This window comes from Allobosea sp. CCNWLY174 (assembly GCF_037120455.1).
In the GTDB taxonomy this organism is placed as follows: Bacteria; Pseudomonadota; Alphaproteobacteria; order Rhizobiales; family Beijerinckiaceae; genus Allobosea; species Allobosea lupini.
The window spans coordinates 39,532-51,751 of sequence record NZ_JBBBBQ010000014.1 but is presented as its reverse complement, the minus strand read 5'-3'; the positions used below and the strand labels follow the sequence as shown (position 1 = coordinate 51,751).

The 12,220-nt window shown below is 68.0% G+C and carries 12 protein-coding genes; 1 reads left to right on the top strand and 11 read right to left on the bottom strand.

All coding sequences use genetic code 11. The features are described 5' to 3' along the window. Positions 1–6 precede the first annotated feature (6 nt). The 11 genes from V7S63_RS27010 to V7S63_RS26960 all read right to left on the bottom strand — a co-directional run bounded on the left by V7S63_RS27010 (position 7) and on the right by V7S63_RS26960 (position 11,442). A complete protein-coding gene (locus tag V7S63_RS27010; protein WP_336532587.1) occupies positions 7–1,179 on the bottom strand; it encodes an ABC transporter substrate-binding protein in 1,173 nt (390 codons plus the stop codon). A 51-nt stretch (positions 1,180–1,230) separates the two neighbouring features. Then, positions 1,231–1,920 (bottom strand): 4-carboxy-4-hydroxy-2-oxoadipate aldolase/oxaloacetate decarboxylase, encoded by a 690-nt coding sequence (locus tag V7S63_RS27005; RefSeq protein ID WP_336532586.1) that lies wholly within the window; start codon positions 1,918–1,920, stop codon positions 1,231–1,233. After that, complete coding sequence (locus tag V7S63_RS27000) at positions 1,917–2,639, bottom strand: PIG-L deacetylase family protein (RefSeq protein ID WP_091836674.1); 723 nt, start codon at positions 2,637–2,639, stop codon at positions 1,917–1,919. Before V7S63_RS27000 ends, V7S63_RS27005 begins: the two co-directional genes overlap by 4 nt. Next, the gene (locus V7S63_RS26995; protein WP_336532585.1) at positions 2,636–3,736 is read right to left on the bottom strand and encodes a 4-oxalomesaconate tautomerase; all 1,101 of its coding nucleotides are present in this window, start codon (positions 3,734–3,736) and stop codon (positions 2,636–2,638) included. The genes V7S63_RS27000 and V7S63_RS26995 overlap by 4 nt, the downstream gene beginning before the upstream one ends. 3 nt (positions 3,737–3,739) lie before the next feature. Continuing rightward, positions 3,740–4,726 carry a Bug family tripartite tricarboxylate transporter substrate binding protein gene (locus V7S63_RS26990; RefSeq protein WP_336532584.1) on the bottom strand — a complete coding sequence of 329 codons (987 nt, stop codon included), beginning with the start codon at positions 4,724–4,726 and terminating at the stop codon, positions 3,740–3,742. Next, positions 4,723–5,556, bottom strand: coding sequence for a DUF1932 domain-containing protein (locus V7S63_RS26985; RefSeq protein WP_336532583.1), 834 nt, complete (start codon positions 5,554–5,556; stop codon positions 4,723–4,725). The genes V7S63_RS26990 and V7S63_RS26985 overlap by 4 nt, the downstream gene beginning before the upstream one ends. An 86-nt stretch (positions 5,557–5,642) precedes the next feature. Further along, a complete protein-coding gene (locus tag V7S63_RS26980; protein WP_336532582.1) occupies positions 5,643–6,563 on the bottom strand; it encodes a LysR family transcriptional regulator in 921 nt (306 codons plus the stop codon). After that, complete coding sequence (locus tag V7S63_RS26975; RefSeq protein WP_336532581.1) at positions 6,560–7,186, bottom strand: response regulator transcription factor; 627 nt, start codon at positions 7,184–7,186, stop codon at positions 6,560–6,562. Before V7S63_RS26975 ends, V7S63_RS26980 begins: the two co-directional genes overlap by 4 nt. Then, positions 7,179–8,255, bottom strand: coding sequence for a sensor histidine kinase (locus tag V7S63_RS26970; protein WP_336532580.1), 1,077 nt, complete (start codon positions 8,253–8,255; stop codon positions 7,179–7,181). Before V7S63_RS26970 ends, V7S63_RS26975 begins: the two co-directional genes overlap by 8 nt. Before the next feature lie 79 nt (positions 8,256–8,334). After that, positions 8,335–9,666, bottom strand: a complete 1,332-nt coding sequence (locus tag V7S63_RS26965; RefSeq protein ID WP_336532579.1) for an ABC transporter ATP-binding protein — start codon at positions 9,664–9,666, stop codon at positions 8,335–8,337. Positions 9,667–9,690: 24 nt separating this feature from the next. After that, entirely contained in the window at positions 9,691–11,442 is a 1,752-nt protein-coding gene (locus V7S63_RS26960) for an ABC transporter permease (protein ID WP_336532578.1), read from the bottom strand. Between the two features lie 579 nt (positions 11,443–12,021). Between V7S63_RS26960 and V7S63_RS26955 the strand changes: the two genes are divergently transcribed. After that, positions 12,022–12,177: a hypothetical protein gene (locus tag V7S63_RS26955; RefSeq protein WP_336532577.1), complete on the top strand. Its 156-nt coding sequence runs from the start codon at positions 12,022–12,024 to the stop codon at positions 12,175–12,177. The last annotated feature ends 43 nt before the right edge of the window (positions 12,178–12,220 follow it).

The window sequence follows — 12,220 nt, the reverse complement described above, 5'->3', positions numbered from 1 at the left end:
CCAGGCTTACTTCTTCGCCTTGGTCGGATCCTTGACGTTGGGGATCGTCTCGAACTCCTGATTGTAGAGCTCGCCGTTCACGCGCTCGACCTTGCGGATGTAGACGTTCTGGATGATGTCGCGGGTCTCGGGATCGATCGAGATCGGCCCGCGCGGGCTCGTCCAGCTCATCCCCTTCATCGCGTCGACCAGCGCCTGCCCGCCCTCGCCCTTGGTCTTCTTCAGTCCCTCATAGAGCGCGTGCATGCCGTCATAGCCGCCGACCGCCATGAAGTTCGGGCGCAGGCCCGGATTGGCCTTCTTGAAGCCCTCGACAAAGGCCTTGTTCTCGGGGCTGTCATGCGAGGCGGAATAGTGCTGGGCGGTGATGACGCCGAGCGCGACATCGCCCATGCCGTTGAGAATGTCGTCATCGGTCAGATCGCCGGTGCCGATCAGCTTGATGCCGCTCTTGTCGAGGCCGCGCTCGACGAACTGCTTCATGAACTGGGCACCGACGCCGGATGGCACGAAGACCAGCAGCGCTTCGGGCTTGGCGTCGGCGACGCGCTGCAGGAAGGGCGAGAAATCGGGGTTCTGCAGGGGCACGCGGATGTTCTCGACCTGGCCGCCGCCGGCCTTGAACGCCTCCGAGAACGAGCTCTCGACGTCATGGCCCGGGCCGAAGTCGGAGACGATGGTGATGACGCGCTTGGTGCCCTGCTTGGCGATCCAGGTCCCGAACGGCGCGGCGATCTGCGGCACGACCTGGCTGGTGCGCACGATGAAGGGCGAGCGCTCGGTGATGATCGCGGTCGCCGCCGCCATCACCACCATCGGCGTCTTCGCCTGCGTCGCCAGCGGCGCGGTCGCGAGCGCCAGCGGCGTCAGGCCGAAGCCGGCTATCGCGGTGACCTTGTCGTTGACGATCAGCTCCTGCGCGATGCGGCGGGTGACGTCGGCCGTGCCGGTGTCGTCCTTGACGATGAGCTCGACCTTTTTGCCGGCGACGGTCGCGCCCTTCTCCTGGATATAGAGATTGGCCGCCGCGGCAATCTGCCGCCCGGTCGAGGCGAAGGGTCCGGTCATCGGCAGGATCAGGCCGATCTTGACCGCGTCCTGCGCCAGAGCCGCGCCGCTGACCGAGGTGGCCAGAGCCAGGCCGAGCATTCCTTTAAGAACCGTCCTGCGAATGGTCATGTCGTTCCTCCCGAGTGTTTGGCCAATCCCCTTGCCGGGGCTTTCGTTGGATTATTCGCCGTCATCGTCGCGATAGACGAGGCCCGCTTTGGCGAGGCCGTCGCGCATAGCGTACATGTCCAGGCCGAGTTCGCCAGCAGCCAGGCGTCTACGCTTTTCGTCTTCATTGGCCTCGCGCTTGCGGCCGGCGGCGGCAACCGCCTCGGCATCGCGCCTGGGCACGATAACAACCCCGTCGTCATCTGCGACGATTACGTCGCCGGGATGGATCAGCGCCCCGGCGCAGACCACCGGAACGTTGACGCTCCCCAGCGTCGCCTTGACCGTCCCCTTGGCCGAAATCGCTCGCGACCAGACCGGAAAGCCCATCTCGGTCAGCATCCGAACATCGCGGACGCCGGCATCGATGACGAGGCCGACGCCGCCCCGCGCCTTCAGCGATGTCGCCAGCAGGTCGCCAAACATCCCGTCGGTATTGTCGGTCGTGCAGGCGACGACGAGCACGTCGCCCGGCTGCACCTGCTCGATCGCGACATGGATCATCCAGTTGTCGCCCGGCTGGGCCAGCACCGTCACCGCCCCACCAGCGATCTGCGCGCCGGCATAGATCGGCCGCATATAGGGCTTCAGCAGCCCGCTCCGGCCCATCGCCTCATGGGTGGTGGAGACGCCGAGCGCGGCGAGATCGGCGATCGCCGCGGCGGGCGCACGCTTGCTGGTGCGGATGACGACGGGATTCATGCCAGCGTCTCCAGCGCTTCCGGGAAGAGGCGCTGATAGGCCTCGCCATAGGTCATCGCCTTGCCGGAGTTGCGCCCGCCCTGCATGCCGCGGTTGAGCGCGACGCGGGTGTAGTACTCCCAGAGGTGCTTCTGCGCCGCGAGGATCTCGAACGCCTTGCGTTTCTGCTCCCAGACCTCGTCGATGTTGAGGATGACGTTCGGCTTGAAATTGCACTGCTCGGGCTGGTGCGGCTCGAACAGGAAGACCGGCGGCGCGGCATAGGTGCGATTGGGATCGGGCTTGTGGCCGGCGGCCTGGGCGATGATGCGCGCCTCCTGCGCGAAGCGCGTCGCCTCGGGATGGTCGACATTATAGGGGTCTTCGAGCGCATGGGTCAGCACGAAGCTCGGATTGAGTTCGTGGAAGATGTCGATCGCTCGGTCGAGCATCTCCGGTGTTGTCCGCAGCGGATAATCGCCGGCATCCATGAACTCGATCTCGGCGCCGAGCGCTGCCGCAGCAGCTTCCGCCTCTTCGCGGCGCTGCGCCTTGACCTCCGCCATCTGCACGCCCGCCTTCTTCCAGGCAAACTGGCTCTCGCCGCGCTCGCCATAGGACAGACAGAGGATCTTGACGCGCATGCCGCGCCCGGCGTGCAGCGCGATAGCTCCGCCGGCGCGCCAGACGAAATCGCCGGGATGGGCTGTTATCACCAGGCCTGTCTTCTGGGCGCTCATGGCATGCGCTCCTCTTGCACTCTATCGGCCGGCACGAAGGCCTGCCCTGCCATCAGGATGCGGGCGGTGCGCAGCAGCCCGGCCCGCTCGACGACCGGCTGCTCTGCGGTTCCACCGACCGTCAGCGTCACCGTGAACTCGCCGGTCGGATGCTCGACCGAAAGCGCCCGCTCGCGTCCCTCCGGCATCACGACGACCGAAGCCGCAGGCGAGCCCGGCAAGACGGCGGCGGTGGCGACCGTCACGGCTGCGAAGACGCCGATCGAGGCATGGCATTCATGCGGGATGAAACTGCGGGTCGAGATCGCCCCGCCGGCCTGCGGCGGCGCGACCAGCGCGATCTTCGGCACGACCTTCCTGGCGACGTCGCCGAGATTCATCAGCGGCCCGGCAGCGAGGCGGATGGCCTCGATCCGGGCATTGAGCTCGGCATCCTCGTTGAGCTGGTCGCGCGGCTCGTAGCCGGTGCGCCCGACATCGGCCGCCCGCATCACGATTACCGGCATGCCGTTGTCGATCAGGGTGCAGGGCACGCCCTCGATCACGTCGACGACATTGCCGGTCGGCAAGAGCGCGCCGCAGACCGAGCCCTCGGCATCGAGAAAGCCGATATCGATCGGCGCCGAGGTTCCCGGCACGCCGTCGATGCGCGCTGCACCCTCGGCGCTCGCCTGCCCGTCCGGCGTATCCATGGTCAGGTCGGCGATCGTGCCGGTGTTGATCGTCCGGACCCGGACGGTGGTTCGCGGGCCGCTCGCCTTGACCAGTCCGCGTGCCAGTGCGAACGGCCCGATCCCGGCGAGGATATTGCCGCAGTTCGGGGTGGTATCGACCGAAGCCGTCTCGATACCGACCTGCGCGAACAGGAAGTCGATGTCGCATCCCGGCTCGTCCGAGGGCGAGACGATCGCGACCTTACTGGTCAGGGGATGGGCGCCGCCGAGCCCGTCGACCTGGCGCTTGTCGGGCGAGCCCATCACCGCAAGGAGGACAGCGTCGCGTGCGGCGATATCGGCCGGCAGATCATCGCGCAGGAAATAGGCGCCCTTGGAGGTGCCGCCGCGGATCAGCATGCAGGGGACGGCGAGCTGGCCCATCGCTCACTCCGCCGCCTTGATGCCGGAGCGGGTGATGACCTCGCGCCAGAGCTCGAGCTCCGAGCCGATCAGCTTGCCGAAGCCTTCCGGCGTCTCAGGCCGGGCGATGGCACCGTCCTTGGCCAGCGCCGCGGCGAAATCCGGCTGGCCGAGCAGCGTATTGATCTCGCGATTGAGCCGCTCGACGACGGGATGTGGCGTGCGCGCCGGCGCCACGATCCCGTACCATTGCACCGCCTCGAAACCCGGCAGGCCGCTCTCGGACAGCGTCGGCAGGTCCGGTGCGAAGCCCACGCGCTCGCGCGCGGCGACGCCGAGCACCCTGAGCTGACCACCTTCCGCCAAGGGTAGAACCGCCGGCCCGCCCGTCAGCGTGAACTGGATGTTGCCGGCGACGAGATCGTTCACCGAAGGCGCCGTGCCGCGATAGGGCACATGCGTCGCCTCGATGCCGGCGCGATGGCAGAAATAGGCGGTGGCGATATGGGCGGCGCTGCCCTGCCCGCCCGACGAGTAGTTCAGCTTGCCGGGGTTCGCCTTGGCATAGGCGATGAACTCGGCGAGGGTCTTGGCCGGCAGTTTCGGGTTGATTGCCAGGATGTTCGGCAGCATGGCGACGAGCGCGACCGGCTGGAAATCCTTGACCGGGTCATAGGGCACGTTCGGGTAGAGCGAGGGCGCGAAGGCGAGCGTGCCGATATGGCCCATCATCAGCGTGTGCCCATCGGGATCGGATTTGGCGACCTGCCCCGAGGCCGTCATGCCGCCGGCGCCCGGCCGGTTCTCGATCACAAAGCCCTTGCCGGGAATGCTGCGCTCGAGATTGCTGGCGATCAGTCGCGCCAGCACGTCGGTGCTGCCGCCGGGCGTGAACGGCACGACGATCCGGATCAGCTGGCTCGGCCACTCCGGCTGGGCGCGCACCGACGTAAGCCCGGCGAAGCCAGTGAGCCCTATGCCGGCAAGGACGGAGCGACGATCCAGCATCATCGCATCCCCTCCTTTCGCCGAGCCCCGCGCAGCTGCGCGTCGGCGACCGCCTGGGCGACGCCGGGATGCAGCCCCGCCGCCGCCAGCATCTCGGCCGCCTCGCGCATCTCGGCCGAGCGGCGCACGCCATGGGTGGCGACGCGCTCGCGCATGTCGGCGGCGAGCGCATGGAAGTCGATCGAGGGGAAGGTCGCGTTGAGGCTGGCGAAGACCGGGTCCTTGACGTCCCAGGCCTCGCAGGCGGCGGCGCAGTCGACCATCAGCGCCTCCAGCCCCTTGATCACGATCGAGCGGCAGAGCTTCATCGCCGAGGCCCGACCATAGACCTCCGACACCGGCGTCAGGTTCATGCCGAGCCCGTTGAGCGCCTCGGACGCAGCCTGCGCCTGCGGCCCTCCGGAGAGGATCGCCACCTTGAGGCCAGGCTTCAGCACCGGCGCCATCACCGCGGCCTCGAGATAGTCGGCACCACTTGCGGTCACCGCCTGCGCCGCCCGCTGCTTGGTCGAGGGCGCGGCCGAATTGACATCGACGAAGACCTGGCCCGGTTTCAGCCAGGCCGCAGCTTCGGTAGCCACCGCCTCGGCGCGGTCGGCAGTGACGGCCGAGAAGACGAAGGTTGCGTTTGAGCAGGCCTCCTGCGCCGAGGGTGCGCGGACGACGCCGAGTTCCTGCGCCGCCGCTTCAAGACGGGCGCCGGCGTCGCTACCGAAGAGCAGGTCATAGGCGCGGATGGCGACGCCGTCATTGGCCAGCAGGCCGCGCGAGAAGGTCTGGCCGACCTCGCCGAAGCCGATGAAGGCGATCGCCGTCGTGTTGGCGCCTGCCATTGCTGGCTTCTCCTCGCGCGTTTCATCCCGCCGCGAGGGTCGGCCAAAGCCATTCTGCCATCAAATGATAAGAATGCAGCGATTGATTACTTTTCTTCATCTCGCCGCGGCACGACGCTGCGTTTGAGCGCCTGGCTCAAGATCGTGATCAGGTCACGCGTCACCGGGCGCAGCGGCACCGATTTGCGCGTGATGATGCCGAGCGTGCGGGTCACAGCCGGGGAGCGCAGCGGGATCGCGACGAGCTCGCCGGCATCGACGATATCGAGCGAAAGCTGCGGCACCACCGCGTAGCCGATGCGCGAGCGTACCAAGCTGACCGCGGTGACGACGCGCTGGACCTCGTAGCGCCAGGTCAGGCTCTCGCGCCTGGCGCCGAGCGCATCGTCGATCAGGATGCGGTTGCCGGTCTCGGCGCTGATCCGCACCAGCGGCTCGTCCTGCAATTGCGCCCAGGTCAGCGACGCCTCCTGCGCCAGCGGCATCGAGCGATGGCTGACCAGCACGAACGGCTCCTTGACGACCGGCTTCAACTCGAGGTCCCAGCGATTGGCGGCGACGATGGTGACGCCGAACTCGGCCTCGCCCGACTGGACCTTGTCGGCGATCTCGGACGCCGAGTTGTCGTGGATGCGGACGCCGACACCGGGATGGCGCGCGGCGAAAGCAGCGATCACTGCCGGCATGCAATGGGCCGCCACCGTCGGCAGGCAGCCGAGCGAGACCTGCTCGTCGCCCTCGCGCAGGTCGACCCTGACCTCGTTGATGGCGAAGCCCAGATCCTCGAAGATACGCCGCGCCCGCGGCAGCAGCGTCGTGCCCGCCGCGGTCAGCGAGACCTGCCGCGTCGTGCGCAGGAAGAGCGGCGTTCCCAGCGATTCCTCGAGCTTGCGGATGCGGTGGCTGAGCGCCGTCTGCGACAGGTTGAGATGCGAGGCGGCGGCGCGGAAGCTGCCGCGCTCTGCGATGCTGACGAAGGCCTGCAGCCCGAGAACGTCCACCCTCATCGGATCGCCCGCTCCTGTCCGGCGATGAGATCGGCAAGCCGGACCAACTCGGCCAGCGTCGCGGCGCCCATCTTCCGCATCACCTGGCCGCGATGCACCTTCACGGTCACCTCGCTCAGGCCGAGATCGGCGGCAATCTGCTTGTTGAGGCGCCCCTGCGCGACGAAGGCGAGAACCTCCTTCTCCCGCATCGTCAGCGTCGCGAAGCGCTCTTTCAGCTCGGCGAGTGCCGCCTCGTCCTTGCGCCTCGCCTCGTCCTTCCCGATCGCCACACGCACCGCATCCAGCAGGTCCTGCTCGCGGAACGGCTTCAGCAGGAACTCGACTGCCCCAAGCTTGATCGCCCGCACCGCCATCGGCACGTCGCCATGGCCAGTAAGGAAAACGATCGGGATCGGATCGTTCAGGGCGGAAAGCTCCGCCTGGAAGTCCATGCCGCTCGGGCCTGGCATCCGGACGTCGAGGACGAGACAGGACGGCGTGTCGGGACGCCGGACCAGCGCGAACTCCCGCACCGATGCGAAAACCGAGACCGCATAGCCGACCGAGCGGAGCAGGCTGTCGAGCCCCTCGCGGACCGAGACATCGTCGTCGACGACGAAGACGGTGGCCGGCTTATCCATGGCGTTCGTCCGATTCTGTGCCCGCCACGGGCAAGGTGAAGCCGAAGACCATGCCACGGGGATGATTGACGGCGGCGTAGACCGTCCCGCCATGCGCCTCGACGATCGAGCGGCTGATCGCGAGGCCCATGCCCATCCCGCCCGGCTTGGTCGAGTGGAAGGCCTCGAACACCTGCTCGATCGCCGCCGGCGCCAGGCTGACGCCGGTGTCGCGGACGCTCACCGTGATCGCGCGGCCGTCGCTGGCAGCGCCGACCAGCAGGTCGCGCGGCCCGGTCTCCAGGCCGCCCATCGCCTCGGCCGCGTTGATCACCAGGTTGAGCACGACCTGCTGGAGCTGAACCTTGTCGCCAAGCGGCTGCGGCAGGTCATCGGCCAGATCGGTCTGGAGCATCACGCGGTGCCTGCGCAATTCGCCGCGGGTCAGGGCCAGAACCTCCTCGATCAACGCGACCATATCGAGCCGGTCACGCGAAGGCGGAGCCTTGGCCACGAGGTTGCGTACGCGCCCGATCACCTCGCCGGCGCGATCGGCATCGGCGACGACGCGCTGCAGGGCCCGCTTGGCCTCGCTGGTATCGGGCGGTGTCGCCGCGAGCCAGCGCAGGGCGGCATGGCCGCTGGCGGCGATCCCGGCCAGTGGCTGGCTGACCTCATGCGCGATCGAGGCGGCCAGTTCGCCCATGGTGGTGACGCGCGCCATATGGGCCAGCTCGGCCTGGGTCTGGCGGATGCGCGCCTCCGCCTCCCCGATCCGCAAGGCCAGATAGGTGGTCGCGCCGATGGCGATCAAGCTCAGGGCTCCGTTCGCCAGGCCGGTCTCCTGGATTCCGCGCGGCGTCAGCAGATAGCTCAGCACCGTCAAAACGGCGCTGCCGGCGCCGAACGAGACGACGACCGCCGGCCGGTCGAACCTGACCGAGATCAGGATCACCGCGACATAGAGGACGGCGACCGCAATCTCCAGGCTGGTGAAGGTGTCGGCCAAGAAGATCGCGGCCATCGCCGCGATCAGGCCGAGCCAGAGCCATGGTCTTTCGATGCGCATGCGCTCGCGATCGCTCCTCATGCCCTGCCCTTCGCCACCGGCCTACCCAGTCAAGCTATCGGACAAGACAGATGGCCGAGCGCTCTGTCCAGCCCGTGCATCAGCTCGGATTGTCCAGCGTGAACAGGTCGGCATCCTCGTCATAGGCGAAGTACTCGCCATAGCGGGCCCAGTTCGTCACCGCCTTCAGCGTCGTCGCGGCATAGTCCTCCGACATGTGGTCTTCGAGCTCGTCGCGGAAGCGTGGCGCCGGTGCCTTGTGGCTGGAGCGCTCGTCGAGCACCCGCCGGATATGGGCGGCGAGCGGCACATAGGCCGCGAGCTGCTGGGCGAAGAGGCGCTTGCGTCCGTCGACATCGGCGTCGGCGAAGCGCAAGCCCGCGGCGGTCAGCCTGATGTCGCCGCCTTCGAGATCGGCGAAACGCAGCAGCTGCAGCGTCTCGGCCACCGGGAAGAGATCGTCGATCTCCAGGTGCAGTTCGGCCGCGAGCGGCGGCAGGTCGGCCTCCCCCCTGTAGGCCGCGCCCGCGATCGTCTCGATCAGCCCGGCCATCAGATTGGTCGAAACCCGCGGCAGCGCCATGGCGATGCCGGTGCCGGGAAAGAAGCCGTCCCGTGCCGGCGCGCCGGCCTTCGCGGTCATGCGGGCATAGATGTCCTCGACCAAGGTGCGGAAGGCGGGATCGAGACGGTCGCGCGGCTGCGGCAGCTCGACCTTCAGCTCGGCGATGACGCGGCCCGGATTGGAGCCGAAGATCAGGATGCGGTCGCACATCAGCACGCCCTCCTCGATATTGTGCGTCACCATCAGGATCGCCTCGATCGGCATCCGTCCCTCGCACCAGAGATCGAGCAGATCGGTGCGCAGCGTCTCGGCGGTGAGGACGTCGAGCGCCGAGAACGGCTCGTCCATCAGCAGAACCTTGGGGTGCACGACCAAAGCGCGGGCGAGCCCGACACGCTGGCGCATGCCGCCGGAGAGCTCTTTTGGATAGGCGCTCTCGAAGCCGTCGAGGCCGATCAGGTCGATGGCGGCGAGCGCGCGCTTGCGCCGTTCGGCCGGCGCGACGCCCTGCGCCTCCAGGCCGAGCTCGACATTCTCCAGCACGCTCAGCCAGGGGAACAGTGCAAAGCTCTGGAACACCACGGCGACGCCCGAGCTCGGCCCGGTCACGGCCCGCCCCTCGAAGGTGACGGTGCCGCCGCTCGGCTGGATCAGCCCGGCGATCGCCCGCAGCAGCGTCGACTTGCCCGAGCCCGAGCGGCCGAGCAGGCCGACGATCTCGCCAGGCCGAAGCTCGACATCGACCTTGTCGAGCACGACCAGCGAGCCGGCCGCGCCTTTGTCGTAGCTCTGGCAGACCTCTTTGGCGCTGACGAGCGGAGTGGCATTCCCGGCCTTGAAATCGCGGGTCGCGCTGATCTCGTTCATAGCGGCATCCTCCTGCGGAAAGGTTCAGTCTAGGCGCATCCGGCGTTCCGCCATCACATAGAGCGGGCGCCAGAGCAGGCGGTTGAAGAGCGTGACGAAGAGCGACATGACGGCGATGCCGAGCACGACACGCGGGAAGTCGCCGGCCTCTGTCGCGTTGGCGATGTAGGCGCCGAGGCCATAGGCCTCGAGCTTGGTGTCGCCCCAGCTCGCGACTTCGGCGACGATGCTGGCGTTCCAGGAGCCGCCGGACGCGGTCAGCGCCCCGGTGACGTAAAAGGGGAAGATCCCCGGCAGCATGACGCGCCGCCACCACGTCCACGAGCGCAACTGGTAGACGCTCGCCGCCTCGCGCAGATCGGTGGGGAAGGCGCTCGCGCCGGCGATGACGTTGAACAGGATGTACCACTGCGTGCCGAGCACCATCAGCGGCGAGAGCCAGATGTCGGGGCTGGCGCCGGTCGCGACGATGGCGACGACGGCGAAGGGGAACAGCACATTCGCCGGGAAGGCCGCGAGGAACTGCGCCACCGGCTGGACGCGCTCGGCAATTCCCGGGCGCAGGCCGATCCAGACGCCGACCGGGATCCAGATCACGCTGGCGACGGCGATCAGCAGGGTGACGCGCAGCAAGGTGACGAGGCCGCGCGCCAGCGGATCCCAGGCATCTGACCAGGACAGGCTCTGCCCGAGATAAGCGATGGCGGTCCACATCGCCCAGGCACCGATGGCGAGAATCAGGACGAGCCAGGCCCGGTCGAGCGTCTTGCTGGTCCCCGCGCTGACCTCATGGCGCAGCGGCGGCGCACTGCGGAACCGCACCAGCAGCAGCCGGCCGCCCAGCCAGGCGAGCGGAGCTGTCAGGCGCTTGAGCAGGCGGGTGCGCCGGGCGAGGCCATGCACCCAGGAGCGCGGCTTCTGCTGGCCGGCGGTCTGCTCGAAACGGAACTTGTCGGCCCAGGCGACGATCGGCCGGAACAGCAGCTGGTCGTAGAGGCCGATCACGATCGCCATCGCCAGCACGGCCCAGGCCACGGCTGCGAAGTTCTGCTCCTTGATCGCGAGCGCCAGCCAGGAGCCCAAGCCCGGCAACTGCACGGTGGTATCGCCCACGGTAATCGCCTCGGAGGCGACGACGAAGAACCAGCCGCCGGACATCGACATCATCGTGTTCCAGACCAGGCCCGGCATGGCGAAGGGCGCCTCCAGCCGCCAGAAGCGCTGCCAGGACGACAGGCCGAAGCTGCGGCTGACCTCGTCGAGATCGCGGGGGACCGTGCGCAGCGACTGGTAGAACGAAAAGGCCATGTTCCAGGCCTGGCTGGTGAAGATCGCGAAGATCGAGGCGCATTCGGCGCCGAGCTGGCTGCCCGGGAACAGCCCCATGAAGAAGGTGACGGTGAAAGTCAGGAAGCCGAGCACCGGCACCGATTGCAGGATGTCGAGCGCCGGGATGATCACCATCTCGGCGCGCCGGCTCTTGGCCGCCAGCGTCGCGATGGTGAAGGTGAAGGCGAGCGAGGCGATGATCGCGGCGAACATCCGCATCGTCGTGCGCAGCGCATAGTCCGGCAGCAGCGCCGGATCGAGCACGACCGGCTCGGTGGCGAGGCCGGATAGTGGCGCGCGCATCGCCGCTGCGCCATGCAGCGCCAGCACAGCTAATGCAGCGAGCAGCGCGAACGCCGCCAGATCATAGAGGTTGGGCAGGACACGATTGCGCGTCAGCGCGGCGAGCGCACTGGACCTCGTATCGCGGTTCGACAGAAACGCCATGGGAACCTCGGCGGGATGGAAGTGACTGCGGCCGGTGGCCGGCCTTGCGGGCTGGGCGACTTGGTCAGGCGGCGCGCCTGCACCCTGAGCGGCAACTGCCGTCATCGTCGCGCTGCTCCCCGCCCTCGCTGCGCCAGCGGCACTCCAGGCGCCCGTCAGCTGCATTGATGCGCCATTCGGCAACCAGCCCTGATCGCTTCTGTGCAGCCCTGCGCAGGAGAGTGCCGTTGCTCGGGCGCAAGTTCGGCCAGGCCAGCGCTCGCGAGATTACAGAGTGCCGAAACGCGACGACGTTGTTCATGGCCCACCTCTTCGGTCCCGGTGGGGCGGTCCGACGCGCGAACGGGCGCACACGACGACCCACGCCGCAGCGATGGCTGCATGCGATCGGTCGGCATGGCCATGTCCCTGCGACGGAAAGCCGGTAGTTGCGACAGCGCCTCGCGGTCCGCGCCGCGAAGTCATCGCCTCTCTGCGCCCCAAGGCGATGGCGATCAATCGGACGATGGGATCGCGGCCGATACCTTGGTATAGCGCCGCCAGCGCCGCATCCGGCGGGCCTGGCTCGGTCGGCGCGAGATGATCCACCTCTCCGGCGAGAAGCTGGCGCTGCGCGTGCTCGAAGCCGATCCGCCGAACCCTTCGCACAATCTTTGCGCTATGTGGTGGAACAACGAATCCGCCGACGAGTGCGGTTATCTCGCCAATCTCGCTCGCGAAATCGCGACCGCCTGACGCTGGGACATGCCCCTTATCCAGGCGGAATGCCGGATTTGCG